This is a genomic window from Hyphomonas sp. (assembly GCF_041398465.1).
Classification (GTDB): domain Bacteria; phylum Pseudomonadota; class Alphaproteobacteria; order Caulobacterales; family Hyphomonadaceae; genus Hyphomonas.
The window spans coordinates 104,389-119,827 of record NZ_JAWKUS010000004.1; the positions used below are offsets into that span (position 1 = coordinate 104,389).

Here is a 15,439-nt window from a genome sequence, read left to right on the forward strand (position 1 = left end):
ATGGGTAAGGCCAAGAATCCTCCGAAGCAGGCATCGAACGAATCGCGCGCCGTCCTGCGCATGTACCGTTCCAGCCCGCAGAAGCTGAACCTGCTGGCGCAGCAGATCCGCGGCCTTCCGGTCGAGCGGGCTCTGGCTGAGCTGCAGTTCTCGCCGAAGCGTCCGGCAAAGGATGTTCGCAAGCTTCTGCAGAGCGCCATCGCGAACGCAGAGAACAACCACAACCTCGACATCGACAGCCTGGTCGTTGCTGAGGCCCACGTTGGCAAGAACCTGGTGATGAAGCGTATCCGGGCCCGCGCCCGCGGTCGCGCTGCACCGATCCAGAAACCCTTCGCGCAGCTCACCATTGTGCTGCGTGACACGAGCATGGAAGCGGAGGCTGCCTGATGGGTCAGAAAGTAAATCCGATCGGCCTGCGTCTTGGCATCAACCGGACGTCTGACAGCCGCTGGTACGCAGACAGCGCCGACTATGGCCGTCTGCTGCACGAGGACATTGCGATCCGTAAGGAAATCCGCAAGCGCCTCAAGCAAGCCGGCATCTCGAAGATCATCATCGAGCGCCCGCACAAGAAATGCCTTATCACGATCCACACGGCCCGCCCGGGTCTCGTGATCGGCAAGAAGGGTGGGGACATCGAGACGCTCCGCAAGGACCTGTCGAAGATGACCGAGGACGAAGTCCGCGTGAACCTCGTCGAAATCCGTAAGCCGGAAATCGACGCGACGCTGATCGCTGACGACATCGCCCGCCAGCTTGAGCGCCGGGCTTCGTTCCGCCGCACGATGAAGCGCGCCATTCAGTCCGCCATGCGCCTCGGCGCAGACGGTGTGAAGATCATGGTCTCCGGCCGCCTCGGTGGCGCCGAGATCGCGCGTACCGAGAAGTATGCTGAAGGTTCCGTGCCGCTGCACACGCTGCGCGCCGACATCGACTACGGCACTGCCGAAGCCGAAACCACCTACGGCATCATCGGGATCAAGGTCTGGGTCTACAAAGGCGAGATCCTCGAGCACGACCCGATGGCACAGGACAAGCGCCTGGAATCGTCCGGCCAGTCCCGTGCACGTGCAAATGCTAACCAGCGCGGCCCGGCAACGGGCGCACAGACCGCCGGAGCATAAGAGATGCGTCAACCGAAGCGAACCAAATTCCGCAAGGCCTTCAAGGGCCAGATCCGCGGGAATTCCAAGGCTGGTTTCTCGCTGGCATTCGGCGAGTTCGGCCTGAAGGCGCTCGAGCCGGAACGCGTCACCGCGCGCCAGATCGAAGCGACCCGCCGTGCCATTACCCGCGAGATGAAGCGTCAGGGTAAAGTGTGGATCCGCGTATTCCCGGATGTGCCGGTGTCGGCCAAGCCGATCGAAGTTCGTATGGGTAAGGGTAAGGGCTCCGTGGACCGTTGGGTCTCGCGCGTTGCTCCGGGCCGCATCCTGTTCGAAATCGACGGCGTGCCGGAAGACATTGCCCGTGAAGCCCTGCGCCTCGGCGCTGCCAAGCTTCCGATCAAAACCAAAATCATCAAGCGTATCGAGGGGATCTGATCATGGCTCGCAAGACCAAAGCACGCCTCGAAGACTTGAAGGCGAAGTCGGCTGACCAGCTCAAGGAAGACCTGGTTCGGCTGAAGAAGGAACAGTTCAACCTGCGTTTCCAGGCGGCCACCGGCCAGCTGGAAAAGACTTCCAGCGTTTCTGAAGTCCGCCGCGACATTGCTCGCGTGAAGACTCTGATGCGCGAGAAGGCCCAGGCAGGCAAGGCGTAAGGAGAGGGATCATGCCCAAGCGTATCATGGAAGGCGTCGTGGTCTCCGCCAAGCAGAACAAGACCGCAATCGTTCGCGTCGAACGGACCTTCACCCACCCGGTGATGAAAAAGATCGTTCGCCGCTCGAAGAAGTACCACGCTCACGACGAAGGCAATGTCGCCGTCGAGGGGCAGACGGTCACCATTCAAGAGTGCACGCCGAAGTCCAAACTGAAGCGTTGGGAACTCGTTACCGGTGAAGGGAGTGACGCATGATCCAGATGCAGAGCAACCTGCGGGTGGCTGACAACTCCGGCGCGCGCCGCGTCCAGTGCATCAAGGTGCTGGGTGGCGCAGGCCGTCGTTATGCCTCCGTTGGTGACGTGATCGTGGTCTCCATCAAGGAAGCGATCCCGACCGGCCGCGTCAAGAAGGGTGATGTCCGCAAGGCCGTTGTCGTTCGCGTCGCAAAGGACATCAACCGCCCGGACGGCTCAACCATTCGTTTCGATACGAACGCCGCCGTTCTGATCAACAACAATGGCGAGCCGATCGGCACCCGCGTGTTCGGCCCGGTTCCGCGTGAACTGCGCGGCAAGAACCAGGTCAAGATCGCCAACATGGCCCCGGAGGTCCTGTAACATGGCTGCGAAGATCAAGAAGGGCGACACGGTTGTCGTGATCGCCGGCCGCGACAAGGGCACCAAGGGCGAAGTCCTGAAGGTGATCCCGGATGAGAACCGCGTCGTCGTACGCGGCGTGAACGTTGTGAAACGTCACCAGAAGCCGACCCAGATGGATGCAGGCGGTCTGAAGACGTTCGAAGCACCGCTTCACGTCTCGAACGTGGCGCTCACCGATCCGCGCGATGGCAAAGCTGTCCGCGTGGGTTTCAAAACCGACGAGCATGGTCGCAAGACGCGCTATGCCAAACGCTCTGGGGAATCCATCGATGTCTGAGGCATACGAACCCCGTCTGAAGACGAAGTACCGCGAGCAGATCCGCACCAAGCTGCAGGATCAGTTCAACTACTCGAACCCGATGATGATCCCGAAACTGGACAAGGTCGTGATCAACATGGGCGTCGGCGAAGCTGTCGCGGACTCCAAGAAGATCAAGTCGGCCCTGGCCGAGCTTGAGCGGATCGCCGGCCAGAAGCCGGTCGCTACGAAGGCCCGCAAATCGATCGCAGGCTTCAAGCTCCGCGAAGGCATGCTGATCGGCTGCAAGGTGACCCTGCGCCGCGACCGCATGTACGAGTTCCTCGATCGTCTGACCAACATCGCCCTGCCGCGCGTGAAAGACTTCCGTGGTCTGAACGGCAAGAGCTTCGATGGCCGTGGCAACTACGCCATGGGTCTGAAGGAACACATCGTGTTCCCGGAGATCAATTACGACGAGGTCGATGACATCCGCGGTATGGACATCATCGTCTGCACCACCGCCGCAACGAACGAAGAAGCCAAGGCACTCCTCGCCGAGTGTGGCTTCCCGTTCCGCAACTAGCGCCCAGGAGACTGCTGATATGGCAAAGAAGAGCGCAATCGAGAAAAACGCGAAACGCCAGAAGCTGGTGGAGCGCTATGCTGCAAAGCGCGAGAAGCTGAAAGCGGCGGCGATGGATGAGAACCTGTCGCTGGAAGAGCGCTACAAGGCCCGCCTGAAACTGGCTGAGCTGCCGCGTAATTCCGCGCCGAACCGTGTGCGTAATCGCTGTGAAGTGTCCGGGCGTCCGCGCGGCTACTATCGCAAACTCAAAATGTCGCGGATCGCGCTGCGCGAGCTTGGCTCGAACGGTCAGATCCCCGGCCTCGTGAAGTCCAGCTGGTAAGAGAGGAGGGTACACATGAACATTTCCGATCCCCTCGGCGATATGCTGACCCGCATCCGCAACGCTCAGATGCGCGGCATGTCTACAGTTGTCACTCCGGCTTCGAAGCTCCGGGGTCGCGTTCTGGAGGTCCTCATGTCCGAGGGCTACATCCGCGGCTACACCGAGATTGAAAAAGACGGTCACAAGAACCTGGAAATCGAGCTCAAGTATTACGAAGGCCAGCCGGTCATCTCGGAGATCAAACGCGTCTCCAAACCCGGCCGCCGCGTGTACTCTTCGGTCTCCGACATCCCGCTGGTGCGTAACGGCCTCGGCATCTCCATCCTTTCGACTTCGAAAGGTGTGATGTCCGATAACGTTGCCCGCGCCGAGAATGTCGGCGGCGAAGTGCTCTGCCGGGTCTTCTAGGAGAACACCATGTCACGTATTGGAAAACTCCCGATTGAGATCCCTGCCGGCACCACGGTGACGGTCGAAGGACAGACGATCAAGGCCAAAGGCCCGAAGGGTGAACTCTCCCTGACGGTTGTTGAAGTCATCACGCCGAAACTGGAAGGCAATGAGCTTTCCGTCTCGCCGCGCGAAGACATCATGAAGGCTGCAAACGATCGCATCGAAGCCGAGAAAGCCCGTGGCAAGCGTCCTCCGACGCTGGCTCAGGCCCTCGATCCGGTTGCCCGCACGCAGTGGGGCACGGCCCGTTCGCGCGCCGCCAACATGATTGAAGGCGTGTCCAAGGGTTACGAGAAGACGCTCGAACTGGTCGGCGTCGGTTATCGTGCCCAGATGCAGGGCAAGGATGTGAAACTGGCCCTCGGCTTCTCGCACGATGTGGTCTATGCGGCGCCGGAAGGCATCACACTGGCATCGTCCAAGCCGACGGAAGTCGTCATCACGGGCGCTGACAAGCAGGTGGTCGGCCAGGTCGCCTCCGAAATCCGCAAGTACCGTTCGCCGGAGCCTTATAAAGGCAAGGGTATCCGTTACGCGGGCGAATACGTCCGCCGTAAGGAAGGTAAGAAGAAGTAACGCCATGAAAAGCTCACGCGAAAAGATGCAGCGCCGCGCACAGCGCGTCCGTACCAAGCTCCGGAAGGTCGCCGAAGGCCGTCCGCGCCTGTCGGTTGCGCGCAGCCACAAGAACATCTCCGCCCAGATCATCGACGACGAGAAGGGCATCACGCTCGCTTCGGCTTCGACGCTGGAAAAGGACATTCTCGGTGGTTCCAAGACCGGCGCTGACACGTCCGCGGCTGCTCAGGTCGGCAAGATCCTGGCAGAGCGCGCCAAGAAAGCCGGTGTTGAAGACGTTGTCTTCGACCGCGGCGGCTACATGTTCCACGGCCGGGTGAAAGCCCTGGCAGACGCCGCCCGTGAGGGCGGTCTCAAATTCTAAGGAGAGGCCCTATGGCTGAAGAAAGAGGAAGAGGCCGCCGGAATCGCGATCGCGACGAGGAGCAGTCTGAATTCGTCGACAAGCTGGTTGGCATCAACCGCGTCGCCAAGACCGTGAAGGGTGGTAAGAACTTCGGTTTCGCAGCCCTCGTCGTGGTTGGTGACCAGAAGGGCCGTGCCGGCTTCGGCAAGGGTAAAGCCCGCGAAGTTCCGGAAGCGATCCGCAAGGCGACGGAAGAAGCCAAGCGCAACATGGTTCGCATCCCGCTGCGCGAAGGCCGCACGCTGCACCATGACGGCAAAGGCCGTTGGGGCGCTGGCAAGGTCGTGCTGCGCGCAGCACCTCCCGGTACCGGTGTGATCGCTGGCGGTCCGATGCGTGCCGTTATGGAAGTGCTGGGTGTCCATGACGTCGTCGGCAAGTCGATCGGCTCCTCGAACCCGTACAACATGGTCCGTGCTACCTTTGACGCTCTGAAGGAACAGGCCAGCCCGCGTTCCGTCGCTTCCAAGCGTGGCCTGAAAGTCCAGGACGTGGTTGGCCGCCGCACCGATGGTGCGTCGGAAGCCGGCGTCGTTGAAGCCTGAGCCTAGGGAAGGGTAACGACATGTCGAAAGCCAAGCTTACCGTCCGCCAGACCGGCAGCCCGATCGGCCGCAAGCCTGAACAGCGCCAGACGCTGGTCGGCCTCGGCCTGAACAAGGTCGGCCGGACCAAGGAACTCGAAGACACTCCGGCCGTGCGCGGCATGATCCGCAAAGTGGCCCACCTGGTCGAGGTGGTCGGCGAATAAGGCCTCGTGCCGCATCGCCGCCGCCCCAACCATCAAGACGTATCGGAAGATAGAACGATGAAACTCAACGAACTGTCCCCCGCTGAAGGCTCCACCAAGCAGCGCATGCGCATCGGCCGCGGCGTCGGCTCGGGCAAGGGCAAGACGGGTGGCCGCGGTGTCAAAGGTCAGAAGGCCCGTTCCGGCGTTGCCATCAATGGCTTCGAAGGCGGCCAGATGCCAATCTACATGCGCCTGCCGAAGCGTGGCTTCACGCCGCGCGGCCAGAAGACGATGTCCTGGGTCAACCTGGGCCGCGTTACCAAGGCTGTTGAAGCTGGCAAGCTGGACGCGTCGAACGTGACCGAAGAGACGCTGGTCGCTTCCGGCCTCGTGCGCAACGTCCGCGACGGCGTTCGCCTGCTGGCCAAGGGGCCGGCGCCGAAAAACCTCAACATCACAGTGACCGGTGCCTCCAAGGCTGCCATCGAAGCCGTTGAAAAGGCTGGCGGCAAGGTGACGGTTACGGGTGCCTCGAAAGACACGGCTGCAGAATAAACAGCGGTTTTTACCCGGAACCCCTTCACAAACACCGTGACGCCGCCGATTTTGGCGGCGCACGCATTTTCAGGGAGATCGAGCGTCGATGGCCAATGCCGCAGAACAGATGGCTCGCAATGTAAATCTTGGAACCTTCGCCAAGGCAAAGGACCTCCAGAACCGCATCCTGTTCACTCTTGCCATGTTGCTGCTTTACCGGCTCGGCACGTTCGTTCCGATTCCTGGCCTCGATCCGGTCGCTTACGCTTCGATCTTTGAAAGCCAGTCAGGTGGCCTGCTTGGCAACATGAACATGTTTGCCGGCGGGGCAGTGGAGCGGATGGGGATCTTCGCCCTGAACGTGATGCCCTACATTACGGCCTCCATCATCATCCAGATGATGACCCAGGCTTCTCCGACGCTTGAAAAGCTGAAGAAGGAAGGCGAAGCGGGTCGCAAGCAGATCAACCAGTACACGCGCTACCTGACGCTGGCGTTCGCTCTGGTTCAATCCTTTGCCATCTCATCCGGCCTGTCGCATGTCCGCATCGATGGCATCGCCGGGCCGTTCTTCATCCTGACCGGAGTTGTGACGCTGACCGGCGGCACCATGCTGCTGATGTGGATGGGTGAGCAGATCACCGCGCGCGGTATCGGCAACGGGGTCTCGCTGATCATCTTCGCCGGTATCGTTGCGGAGCTGCCCAAGGCGATCGTCAACCTGATCAGCCAGGCCCGTGCGACCTCGGTCAACGTGGTGTTCGTCATCGCGATCGCGGCCATGGTGATCGCCCTTGTCGTCTTCATCGTGTTCATGGAGCGCTCGCAGCGCCGTTTGCTGATTCAGTATCCGAAGCGCCAGCAGGCCCATGGTTTTGCGCAGGGGCAAAAGAGCTTCCTGCCGCTGAAGATCAACACCGCCGGTGTGATTCCCCCGATCTTTGCCTCGGCCCTGCTGATGCTGCCGCTCACCGTTGTGGGTTTCATGGGCGGCAACGCAGCCGGTGCGGCGACGGACACGGAAGTGAACGGCATCCTTTCCTGGCTCGCTGCCAATTTCTCGGCGGGCACCTGGACGCACATCATCTCCTATTGTGTGCTCGTGATCTTCTTCACGTTCTTCTACACATCGATCATGTTCAATCCCGAGGAAACGGCCGATAACCTCCGGAAATATGGTGGTTTTATCCCGGGCATCCGTCCTGGCTCCAACACCGCGGCCTATTTCGACTATGTGCTGACTCGCCTCACCGTTATCGGTGCGCTGTATTTGACCTTTGTCTGTGTTCTGCCTGAGCTGCTTCGGCGCTATTTCCCCGAGATCCCATTCTACATCGGGGGCACGTCGCTGCTGATCGTGGTTTCGGTGACAATGGACACCGTGACGCAGATACAGTCGCATTTGATTGCGCATCAATATGAAGGCATGATCAAGAAGTCGAAGCTCGGGGGCCGGAAGAAATGAATTTGATACTGTTCGGGCCGCCTGCGGCCGGGAAGGGCACGCAGGCGAAGCGCCTGGTTGAGGAGCGCGGTTTCATCCAGCTCTCCACCGGTGACATGCTCCGTGCCGCTCGCGCATCGGGCTCTGAATTGGGCCAGCGCGTGGCCACAATCATGGACGAAGGCGGCCTTGTCTCCGACGAGATCGTGATCGCCCTGATCGACGAACAGCTCACCGCCAACCAGGGCGCCGCCGGCTTCATTTTCGACGGCTTTCCGCGGACAGTCGGCCAGGCAGGAGCCTTGGACGAGCTGCTGAAGTCGCGTGGGACAGAAGTGAACCGTGTCATCCGTCTGGTCGTTGATGACGAGCAGCTTCTGGCACGCGTCACCAAGCGTTTTGAAGAGCAGGGACGCAAGGACGACAATCCGGAAACCTTCTCGAAACGTCTTGAGAAATACTATGAAGATACAGCGCCTCTGGTGCCGATTTACGCTGAGCGGAGCATCCTGACGGAAGTCGACGGGATGGCCTCGATTGACGAGGTTGCGAAGCAGATCGACGCGGCGCTGAAAGAGACGGCCTAAAGCTGGGATTCCGCTGTTGACGCGTTAATTTCCACGGTTATAAGCCTCCATTCTTAGCTTAAGGCTTAATCGCCGGCGCGCGAGGCGGACCGTTTTCCGGCTCGGCGCGCTTTTAATGTTTGAACAGTCCGCTTGAGGAGAACCGGCTTTGGCCCGTATTGCAGGCGTAAACATCCCGACCAATAAGCGCGTCGTCATTGCGCTGCGGTACATTCATGGCATCGGTCCGGCCTTCGCACAGGAAATCTGCGAGAAGGTGGGCGTCGACGCGACTCGCCGCGTGAACGAACTGACCGACGCCGAAGTCATCAAGATCCGCGAAACCATCGACGCCGACTACATGGTCGAAGGTGACCTTCGCCGCGATACTTCGATGAACATCAAGCGCCTCATGGACCTGGGTTGCTACCGTGGTCTGCGCCATCGCCGCAAGCTGCCGGTTCGCGGTCAGCGGACGCACACCAACGCCCGTACCCGCAAGGGCCCGGCCAAGCCGATCGCCGGCAAGAAGAAGTAAGGGGTAGTTCGTCATGGCTCGTGAAGCGACCCGCGTCCGCCGCAAGGAACGCAAGAACATCACCTCGGGTGTTGTTCATGTGAACTCCAGCTTCAACAACACGATGGTTACCATCACCGACGCGCAGGGAAACACCATTTCCTGGTCTTCGTCCGGCACGATGGGCTTCAAGGGTTCCCGCAAGTCGACCCCTTATGCTGCCCAGATGGCCGCTGAAGACGCCGCGAAGAAGGCGATGGAGCATGGTCTCCAGACCGTCGAAGTGCTCGTTCGTGGTCCGGGTTCGGGCCGTGAAAGCGCGCTGCGCGCCCTGCAGGCTGCTGGCCTGACCGTGACGGCGATCAGCGACACCACGCCGATCCCGCACAATGGCTGCCGTCCGCCGAAACGCCGCCGCGTCTAAACGACTAGAATACCTCCCGGCGGCGCGTTCCCCGCGCCGCCTTCCGCTTTCTGAGGACCGCTCATGTCTGAGAATACCGCCGTCAACGACCGCAACTGGAAAGAACTGATCCGCCCGAACCGCCCGGTGGTTCAGGCTGGATACGACCCGAAGCGCAAGGCGAAGCTCGTCATCGAGCCGCTGGAGCGTGGCTATGGTACGACGCTGGGCAACGCCCTGCGCCGCGTGCTGCTGTCCTCGCTGCAAGGCGCTGCCATCATTGGCGTCCAGATCGATAATGTCGTTCACGAATTCTCCGCCATTCCGGGCGTGCGTGAAGACGTCACCACGATCGTCCTGAACCTGAAGCAGGTCGCGATCTTCATGGAAAGCGACACGCCGAAGCGCATGGTCCTGAAAGCGACTGGCCCGGGCGAAGTCAAAGCTGGCCAGATCGAGACCTCGGGCGACACGAAGATCCTGAACCCGGATCACGTGATCTGTACCCTCGATGACGGCGCAGAAGTCCGCATGGAATTCACCGTCGCCACCGGCAAGGGCTATGTCCCGGCCGAGGCACACCGTCCGGAAGACGCTCCGATCGGCTATATTCCGATCGACGCCATCTATTCGCCGGTCCGCCGCGTTGGTTACCAGGTGGAAGACACCCGCGAAGGCACGAAGCTGGACTTCGACAAGCTGACCCTCGACATCGAAACCGATGGTTCGGTCACGCCGGAAGATTCTGTCGCGTACGCCGCCCGCATCCTGCAGGACCAGCTGCAGCTATTCATCAACTTCGAAGAGCCGACACTGGAAGCCGGCACGCAGACCGAAGAAACCGATCTCGGCTTCAACCCGGTCCTTCTCAAGAAGGTGGACGAGCTGGAGCTTTCCGTGCGTTCGGCAAACTGCCTGAAGAACGACAACATTGTTTACATCGGCGACCTGATCCAGAAGTCGGAAGCGGAAATGCTTCGCACCCCGAACTTCGGCCGCAAGTCTCTGAACGAAATCAAGGAAGTCCTCGCTGGTCTTGGCCTGCACCTCGGCATGGAAGTGCCGGACTGGCCGCCGGAAGACATCGAAGGCCTTGCCAAGAAATACGACGACCACCTCTAGGACCCGAAAACAGCCGGGGGCCTGACCACCTCCTGTAAGGATTGAAACCATGCGCCATCGCCTTGGATACCGCAAACTGAACAAGACGACTTCGCACCGCAAGGCGATGTTCGCGAATATGGCCGCAAGCCTGATCGAGCATGAGCAGATCGTTACGACCCTGCCCAAGGCGAAGGAAATGGCTCCGCTGATGGACAAGCTGGTGAGCCTGGCCAAGAAGGGCGATCTCGCTGCCCGCCGGCAGGCCCTCTCCAAGATCCGCAACGAAGACGCTGTCCGCAAGCTGTTCGACGTCTTCGGCGACCGCTACAAGGATCGCAATGGCGGCTATACCCGCGTGCTGAAAGCCGGCTTCCGCCATGGCGACAACGCACCGGTTGCTGTCCTCGAGATGGTCGACCGTGACGAGTCCGCCAAAGGCGCCGCCGACAAGGCCCGCCATGAGGCTGAACTCGAAGCCGGCGAATAATCCGCGCAAAGAATTTTCCGCAAGGAAATCAAAGAGCCCCGGAGCTTTCCTCCGGGGCTTTTCTTTTTTCCGGTTGACGCATTTTCCCTGATCCATCATACGGCGCCTCCATTCAGCAACGGAGCGGCCCGATGTCGTATCGAGTCACCAATCAGCCAAGGAAGGACGCGGCCCTGAGCGAGGGTACCGCTGTCGTCCGCATGGAGGTTGCTGGATAGGGCTGATCGTCAGCCCGGGACCGAATGGTCTTATGCCGCCCTCCGCGCGTTCCGCCCGGAGGGTTTTCTTTTCTCTCTCACCTAAAGGGATTCGCGCGGAGGGCTTGTCAGGAGGAGTCTGCGAGCAGCAGACTGCGAGAAGATGAGTAAGTTTGAAGTGTTCGAAACCTTCGCCGGTGGCCGCATCAAGGCCTGGGTGAAAGGCGTGCCGCTGGAAGACGCGGCGCGTGAGCAGCTTGAGAATGTCGCCGGGCTGCCGTTCGTGCACTCGCACCTTGCCGTCATGCCTGACGTGCACTTCGGGCGCGGTGCGACGGTCGGATCCGTTATTCCCACGAAGGGCGCGATCATTCCAGCCGCGGTCGGTGTCGATATCGGCTGCGGGATGATGGCGGTGCGCACCAGCCTGACAGCGAACGAGCTGCCGGACAGCCTCTCAGCTGTTCGCAGCGAGATCGAGCGGAAAGTGCCGGTGGGTAACGGGCCGGGTGGCAATCACAAGGACACCCCGGCGCGTGCGGCTTCGGCCATGCGCCGGTCGGGGCTCGTCGAACGGCTCGAGCTGATCCTCGCGAAACACAAGCGCATCCAGCGCACGAAGTTCGCGACGCAGCTCGGTACGCTCGGCGGTGGCAACCACTTCATCGAGCTCTGTCTCGACGAGGAGGACCACGTCTGGGTGATGCTCCATTCCGGCTCCCGGGGCACGGGCAACATCCTCGGCACCTACTTCATCCAGGAGGCCCGTGCGGCGCTGGAGAAGCGAGTGCTCGGCTATCACGTGCCGGACAAGGATCTCGCCTTCTTCGTGGAAGGGGAAGAATTGTTCGACGACTATGTGATGGCTGTCGGCTGGGCGCAGGACTATGCGCGTCTCAATCGCGAAGTGATGATGGACCGTGTGCTGATCGCCCTGCGCGACCAGTTGCCTGTTTTCACGCTCGGCAAGATGGCTGTGAACTGCCACCATAATTATGTGGAGCGGGAACACCATTTCGGCGCCGATGTCTGGGTTACCCGCAAGGGCGCGGTGCGCGCCGGCGCGGGCGAGCTTGGCATCATCCCGGGTTCGATGGGGGCGAAATCCTTCATCGTGCGCGGGAAGGGCAACGCTGAATCGTTCTGCTCGTGCTCGCACGGAGCGGGGCGCACCATGTCGCGCGCTGCTGCCAAGCGCACCTTCACGGTGGACGACCATCTCGCTGCAACGGCAGGCGTGGAATGCCGCAAGGACGCTGGCGTCATCGACGAAACGCCAATGGCCTACAAGGACATCGATGCCGTCGTGGCGGCCCAGTCTGACCTTGTGGAGATCGTTCACACGCTGAAACAGGTCGTTTGTGTCAAAGGGTAGTCGGACAAATTTCGATATGACCTTGACAGTTAATGGTGGTTCACTCTATACGCCACCTTCCTCTTGATCAGCCATCCGGATACGGATGGCTGATCAAACCAACCAACGGACCAAACAGATGAAGCACGGTTGTACAACAACAATCCTGCTCCTCAGTCGATGGGGAGCGCAGCCAGCGTCCCCCGCGCGTTTGCCGGTGGGCGTCTGACCTCACAATTTTTCTGACTTCAATCTGTCCGTGCCCGGCATCCTGGCATGCGGACGATCTGGAAGGAGGTGGATCATGGGCAATCCCATGACCCGGCGCCATGCGCGGTCCTATGGCCGTACCGGCGCGATGACGCCCTTGCTCCGGTTCCTTGCCGGGGCGCATGCTGAAGCCATCGCTATCGCATGGCCGGCACCGCATGCGGGCTTTCTTGCCTTGCCATCCGCTCGCCGTCACGCGGCGGCGATCCTTCTGGCGCGTGATCTCGAACTGGATCAAATCGCGCACCTGGTGGAATATGGGCGGGATGGGGATGTTGCAAAACACCTCATGCACGGACAGGCGGCCAGCGGTTTGATGAAAGCGCTGGCCCGATTGGGGGAAACCCTGTGGGAGGCGGCAGACTATGATCTGTTCCTGTCCTTGTTCTCCGATGAGAACACAGCGCAGGTGCTGCGGCATACGGATGAGATCCGTCCGCCCCAGCTTCATCTGATCCGCAAGCTTCCCGCGCCGCTCCGGGTGCCGAAAATCCTTCGGCACATTCCGGACAGCCAGGGAGCGGTCGAAGACCTGGGCGAAGCATTCCGGCTGGCTGTCCGCATCCGCGGCAAGGAACAGGCGGGTAGCATCGCCCGCCGGTGGGAACGCTCGGTTTCGGCCGAACGCCTGTTCGACATGGCGGCGGAAGACCTGCAGCCGAACGAGTTCGGGAAGCTGCTGTCCCCGCCGGTCCTGCCAGCCGCTTTCTTCCGGGTAACGGACAGGAAGATGCTGGAGCAGGTCGCGCTGGAATTCCGCAATTGCCTGCGGGACTTCACCAGCGATATCGCGGCCGGGCACATGGCGGTTTACGTTCTGCGTGATGGCGTGGAACGCGCCGTCCTGGCTCTGCGCCGGGATACGGCTGGCTGGCGGCTTGCCGAGGCGAGAGGCAAGGACAATGCGGATCTGCGGGAAGACACCCTGCGGTTCATTGTCGATGCCGTGGAACGGGCAGGGGCGCGCACTGGCGAGTCCAGCTGGATCCTCGCCCGGCGCCTGCATGAGCATGTCTGCCGCCGTTGCGGACCGGCTCACGCGCCTGAGCGGGAGACCTGGCGTGACCAGCTGATGCTGGGCTCGCTCTGGGACTGATCAGGGCGCCCAAAGGGAGGCGCCTCTCCGGAAACGGGGAGGCGTCTTCTCATGGAAGTCTCTTGTACAGTCCGGAATTGCGGATAGGCTCAGCGCCGCCTATCGGAGCATCCCCCCATGATATTCGACCGTATCAAGCCGCTCGACGCCATCCTTGCGACAGCGGAAAAGAAGTCCCTGCACAGATCCCTTGGCGCCTTCCAGCTGACCATGCTGGGCATCGGCGCCGTGATCGGCACGGGCATTTTCGTGCTGACCGCCGCCGCCGCCCAGAAGGCAGGGCCGGGCATGATGTTCTCTTTCGTCATCGCCGGCTTCGTCTGTGCCGTCGCTGCGCTCTGCTATTCCGAGCTTGCCTCCATGGTGCCGGTGTCGGGCTCGGCTTACACCTACACATATGCCGTGATGGGGGAGCTTCTGGCCTGGATGGTCGGCTGGGCGCTGATCCTGGAGTACGCGGTCGCAGCCTCGGCCGTATGTGTCGGCTGGTCCGGCTATGTCATGGGCCTCGTGGAGAACTTAACCGGGTTTACGTTACCCGCGGCGCTCAGTAGCGGCCCGGCCTGGGGCTTTGCAGGCGGCATCCCACACGTCGATTTCAGTCATGGCGTGGTGAACCTGCCGGCCATCATCGTGGCCGGTGTGGTCACCTGGCTGCTGGTCATCGGCACGAGCGAAAGCGCCTCGGTGAATGCCGTGCTGGTGGCGATCAAGGTCACGGCTCTGACCGCCTTCATCGTGCTGAGCTTTCCAATTCTGAAGGGAGAGAATTTCACACCACTGATGCCGACCGGATTGCTAGGCCATGACGGCCTCGGCGTTGTCGGGGCGGCGGCGACCATCTTCTTCGCCTATGTCGGCTTTGATGCGGTTTCGACTGCCGCAGAAGAGACCAAGAACCCGCAGCGCAACGTGCCTATCGGCCTGCTTGGCTCGCTCGCCATCTGTACCGTGTTCTATTTCCTCGTCGCCGCCGGTGTTGTCGGCACCGTTGGCGCCCAGCCTGTGCGGGACGCCGCGGGTGCCGTGCTTCCGCCGGATGGAGCGGGCTTCGCCGCGCGCTGCGCGGAACTCAGGGCACTGGGCGACGCCCCAATCGTCTGTTCTGACGAAGCGCTGGCCGAAACACTCCGAACCATCGGCTTCCCGGTGATTGGCAACCTCGTCGGCCTCGCGGCCTCAATCGCGTTGCCGTCGGTGATCCTGATGATGATCTACGGTCAGACGCGTATCTTCTTCGTCATGGCGCGCGACGGCCTGCTGCCGGAAGGGCTCGCCGACGTGCACCCCAAATTCAAGACGCCGTGGAAGATGACCATTTTCACCGGTATCTGTGTCGCCATCGCGGCAGCCTTCTTCCCGGTTGGCCAGTTGGCGGACATTTCAAACTCCGGCACGCTGTTCGCCTTCTTCATGGTGGCGATTGCGGTGATGATGCTGCGACGGACGGATCCGGACCGTTTCCGCCCGTTCCGCACGCCGCTGGTCTGGATCATCGCCCCGATCGCGGCATTTGGCTGTCTCGGTCTCTATCTGAACCTGCCATTCGTGGCGAAGATGGTTTTGCCCGTCTGGGGCGCCCTCGGCCTCGCGATCTACTTCTTCTACAGCCGTAAGCGCAGTCATGTTGGCCTTGGCCTGATCGAGGTGCACGAGGAAGATTCCGACGTACCACCCTCTGCGGCCCCGCCGATCTGATCCGATAAGTA

General features: G+C 61.3%; 24 protein-coding genes. All 24 read left to right on the forward strand.

Annotated elements, in window-relative coordinates; translation table 11 throughout:
* Complete coding sequence (gene rplV, locus R3C98_RS13390; protein WP_035573586.1) at nt 1-390, forward strand: 50S ribosomal protein L22; 390 nt, start codon at nt 1-3, stop codon at nt 388-390.
* Nucleotides 390-1,127 carry a 30S ribosomal protein S3 gene (gene rpsC, locus R3C98_RS13395; protein ID WP_321488735.1) on the forward strand — a complete coding sequence of 246 codons (738 nt, stop codon included), beginning with the start codon at nt 390-392 and terminating at the stop codon, nt 1,125-1,127. The genes rplV and rpsC overlap by 1 nt, the downstream gene beginning before the upstream one ends.
* Before the next feature lie 3 nt (nt 1,128-1,130).
* Nucleotides 1,131-1,547, forward strand: coding sequence for a 50S ribosomal protein L16 (gene rplP, locus R3C98_RS13400; protein ID WP_034765815.1), 417 nt, complete (start codon nt 1,131-1,133; stop codon nt 1,545-1,547).
* 2 nt (nt 1,548-1,549) lie between these two features.
* Complete coding sequence (gene rpmC / locus R3C98_RS13405; protein WP_371314578.1) at nt 1,550-1,768, forward strand: 50S ribosomal protein L29; 219 nt, start codon at nt 1,550-1,552, stop codon at nt 1,766-1,768.
* A gap of 11 nt (nt 1,769-1,779) precedes the next feature.
* Entirely contained in the window at nt 1,780-2,025 is a 246-nt protein-coding gene (rpsQ, locus tag R3C98_RS13410; protein ID WP_034765817.1) for a 30S ribosomal protein S17, read from the forward strand.
* Entirely contained in the window at nt 2,022-2,390 is a 369-nt protein-coding gene (rplN, locus tag R3C98_RS13415) for a 50S ribosomal protein L14 (RefSeq protein ID WP_371314579.1), read from the forward strand. The genes rpsQ and rplN overlap by 4 nt, the downstream gene beginning before the upstream one ends.
* A 1-nt stretch (nt 2,391) precedes the next feature.
* Nucleotides 2,392-2,709 (forward strand): 50S ribosomal protein L24, encoded by a 318-nt coding sequence (rplX, locus tag R3C98_RS13420; protein ID WP_371314580.1) that lies wholly within the window; start codon nt 2,392-2,394, stop codon nt 2,707-2,709.
* Complete coding sequence (gene rplE / locus R3C98_RS13425; RefSeq protein ID WP_371314581.1) at nt 2,702-3,256, forward strand: 50S ribosomal protein L5; 555 nt, start codon at nt 2,702-2,704, stop codon at nt 3,254-3,256. The genes rplX and rplE overlap by 8 nt, the downstream gene beginning before the upstream one ends.
* 19 nt (nt 3,257-3,275) lie before the next feature.
* On the forward strand, nt 3,276-3,581 hold the full coding sequence (gene rpsN, locus R3C98_RS13430; protein ID WP_371314582.1) for a 30S ribosomal protein S14: 306 nt from the start codon (nt 3,276-3,278) through the stop codon (nt 3,579-3,581).
* A 15-nt stretch (nt 3,582-3,596) separates the two neighbouring features.
* Entirely contained in the window at nt 3,597-3,992 is a 396-nt protein-coding gene (rpsH, locus tag R3C98_RS13435) for a 30S ribosomal protein S8 (protein WP_321488739.1), read from the forward strand.
* A 9-nt stretch (nt 3,993-4,001) separates the two neighbouring features.
* Entirely contained in the window at nt 4,002-4,613 is a 612-nt protein-coding gene (gene rplF / locus R3C98_RS13440; protein ID WP_371314583.1) for a 50S ribosomal protein L6, read from the forward strand.
* 4 nt (nt 4,614-4,617) lie between these two features.
* Complete coding sequence (gene rplR, locus R3C98_RS13445) at nt 4,618-4,980, forward strand: 50S ribosomal protein L18 (RefSeq protein WP_371314584.1); 363 nt, start codon at nt 4,618-4,620, stop codon at nt 4,978-4,980.
* Nucleotides 4,981-4,991: 11 nt separating this feature from the next.
* Complete coding sequence (rpsE, locus tag R3C98_RS13450) at nt 4,992-5,567, forward strand: 30S ribosomal protein S5 (protein WP_371314585.1); 576 nt, start codon at nt 4,992-4,994, stop codon at nt 5,565-5,567.
* 20 nt (nt 5,568-5,587) lie between these two features.
* Nucleotides 5,588-5,773 carry a 50S ribosomal protein L30 gene (rpmD, locus tag R3C98_RS13455; RefSeq protein ID WP_321488742.1) on the forward strand — a complete coding sequence of 62 codons (186 nt, stop codon included), beginning with the start codon at nt 5,588-5,590 and terminating at the stop codon, nt 5,771-5,773.
* A 57-nt stretch (nt 5,774-5,830) separates the two neighbouring features.
* Nucleotides 5,831-6,310: a 50S ribosomal protein L15 gene (gene rplO, locus R3C98_RS13460; RefSeq protein WP_321488743.1), complete on the forward strand. Its 480-nt coding sequence runs from the start codon at nt 5,831-5,833 to the stop codon at nt 6,308-6,310.
* Between the two features lie 88 nt (nt 6,311-6,398).
* A complete protein-coding gene (secY, locus tag R3C98_RS13465; RefSeq protein WP_371314586.1) occupies nt 6,399-7,757 on the forward strand; it encodes a preprotein translocase subunit SecY in 1,359 nt (452 codons plus the stop codon).
* Nucleotides 7,754-8,323 (forward strand): adenylate kinase, encoded by a 570-nt coding sequence (locus R3C98_RS13470; protein WP_371314587.1) that lies wholly within the window; start codon nt 7,754-7,756, stop codon nt 8,321-8,323. Before secY ends, R3C98_RS13470 begins: the two co-directional genes overlap by 4 nt.
* Nucleotides 8,324-8,471: 148 nt before the next feature.
* Nucleotides 8,472-8,840, forward strand: a complete 369-nt coding sequence (gene rpsM, locus R3C98_RS13475) for a 30S ribosomal protein S13 (RefSeq protein ID WP_371314588.1) — start codon at nt 8,472-8,474, stop codon at nt 8,838-8,840.
* Between the two features lie 13 nt (nt 8,841-8,853).
* Nucleotides 8,854-9,243, forward strand: a complete 390-nt coding sequence (gene rpsK, locus R3C98_RS13480) for a 30S ribosomal protein S11 (protein ID WP_321488746.1) — start codon at nt 8,854-8,856, stop codon at nt 9,241-9,243.
* Nucleotides 9,244-9,306: 63 nt separating this feature from the next.
* Nucleotides 9,307-10,344, forward strand: coding sequence for a DNA-directed RNA polymerase subunit alpha (locus R3C98_RS13485; RefSeq protein ID WP_371314589.1), 1,038 nt, complete (start codon nt 9,307-9,309; stop codon nt 10,342-10,344).
* 49 nt (nt 10,345-10,393) lie between these two features.
* On the forward strand, nt 10,394-10,813 hold the full coding sequence (gene rplQ / locus R3C98_RS13490; RefSeq protein WP_371314590.1) for a 50S ribosomal protein L17: 420 nt from the start codon (nt 10,394-10,396) through the stop codon (nt 10,811-10,813).
* Nucleotides 10,814-11,173: 360 nt separating this feature from the next.
* Complete coding sequence (locus R3C98_RS13495) at nt 11,174-12,385, forward strand: RtcB family protein (RefSeq protein WP_371314591.1); 1,212 nt, start codon at nt 11,174-11,176, stop codon at nt 12,383-12,385.
* 283 nt (nt 12,386-12,668) lie between these two features.
* Nucleotides 12,669-13,730 (forward strand): hypothetical protein, encoded by a 1,062-nt coding sequence (locus R3C98_RS13500; RefSeq protein WP_371314592.1) that lies wholly within the window; start codon nt 12,669-12,671, stop codon nt 13,728-13,730.
* 117 nt (nt 13,731-13,847) lie between these two features.
* Nucleotides 13,848-15,428, forward strand: a complete 1,581-nt coding sequence (locus R3C98_RS13505) for an amino acid permease (RefSeq protein ID WP_371314593.1) — start codon at nt 13,848-13,850, stop codon at nt 15,426-15,428.
* Nucleotides 15,429-15,439: the final 11 nt, after the last annotated feature.

Bases quoted from the DNA above. Each gene is read 5' to 3' on its own strand.
- R3C98_RS13470 (WP_371314587.1), top strand. From the start codon at position 7,754: ATGAATTTGATACTGTTCGGGCCGCCTGCGGCCGGGAAGGGCACGCAG.
- rpmD (WP_321488742.1), top strand. From the start codon at position 5,588: ATGTCGAAAGCCAAGCTTACCGTCCGCCAGACCGGCAGCCCGATCGGC.
- rpsQ (WP_034765817.1), top strand. From the start codon at position 1,780: ATGCCCAAGCGTATCATGGAAGGCGTCGTGGTCTCCGCCAAGCAGAAC.
- rplV (WP_035573586.1), top strand. From the start codon at position 1: ATGGGTAAGGCCAAGAATCCTCCGAAGCAGGCATCGAACGAATCGCGC.
- rpsK (WP_321488746.1), top strand. From the start codon at position 8,854: ATGGCTCGTGAAGCGACCCGCGTCCGCCGCAAGGAACGCAAGAACATC.
- rpsC (WP_321488735.1), top strand. From the start codon at position 390: ATGGGTCAGAAAGTAAATCCGATCGGCCTGCGTCTTGGCATCAACCGG.
- rpsH (WP_321488739.1), top strand. From the start codon at position 3,597: ATGAACATTTCCGATCCCCTCGGCGATATGCTGACCCGCATCCGCAAC.
- rplR (WP_371314584.1), top strand. From the start codon at position 4,618: ATGAAAAGCTCACGCGAAAAGATGCAGCGCCGCGCACAGCGCGTCCGT.
- rpmC (WP_371314578.1), top strand. From the start codon at position 1,550: ATGGCTCGCAAGACCAAAGCACGCCTCGAAGACTTGAAGGCGAAGTCG.
- R3C98_RS13505 (WP_371314593.1), top strand. From the start codon at position 13,848: ATGATATTCGACCGTATCAAGCCGCTCGACGCCATCCTTGCGACAGCG.
- rplO (WP_321488743.1), top strand. From the start codon at position 5,831: ATGAAACTCAACGAACTGTCCCCCGCTGAAGGCTCCACCAAGCAGCGC.
- rplE (WP_371314581.1), top strand. From the start codon at position 2,702: ATGTCTGAGGCATACGAACCCCGTCTGAAGACGAAGTACCGCGAGCAG.
- rpsN (WP_371314582.1), top strand. From the start codon at position 3,276: ATGGCAAAGAAGAGCGCAATCGAGAAAAACGCGAAACGCCAGAAGCTG.
- rplF (WP_371314583.1), top strand. From the start codon at position 4,002: ATGTCACGTATTGGAAAACTCCCGATTGAGATCCCTGCCGGCACCACG.
- R3C98_RS13495 (WP_371314591.1), top strand. From the start codon at position 11,174: ATGAGTAAGTTTGAAGTGTTCGAAACCTTCGCCGGTGGCCGCATCAAG.
- rpsE (WP_371314585.1), top strand. From the start codon at position 4,992: ATGGCTGAAGAAAGAGGAAGAGGCCGCCGGAATCGCGATCGCGACGAG.
- R3C98_RS13485 (WP_371314589.1), top strand. From the start codon at position 9,307: ATGTCTGAGAATACCGCCGTCAACGACCGCAACTGGAAAGAACTGATC.
- rplX (WP_371314580.1), top strand. From the start codon at position 2,392: ATGGCTGCGAAGATCAAGAAGGGCGACACGGTTGTCGTGATCGCCGGC.
- rplQ (WP_371314590.1), top strand. From the start codon at position 10,394: ATGCGCCATCGCCTTGGATACCGCAAACTGAACAAGACGACTTCGCAC.
- rplP (WP_034765815.1), top strand. From the start codon at position 1,131: ATGCGTCAACCGAAGCGAACCAAATTCCGCAAGGCCTTCAAGGGCCAG.
- rplN (WP_371314579.1), top strand. From the start codon at position 2,022: ATGATCCAGATGCAGAGCAACCTGCGGGTGGCTGACAACTCCGGCGCG.
- R3C98_RS13500 (WP_371314592.1), top strand. From the start codon at position 12,669: ATGGGCAATCCCATGACCCGGCGCCATGCGCGGTCCTATGGCCGTACC.
- secY (WP_371314586.1), top strand. From the start codon at position 6,399: ATGGCCAATGCCGCAGAACAGATGGCTCGCAATGTAAATCTTGGAACC.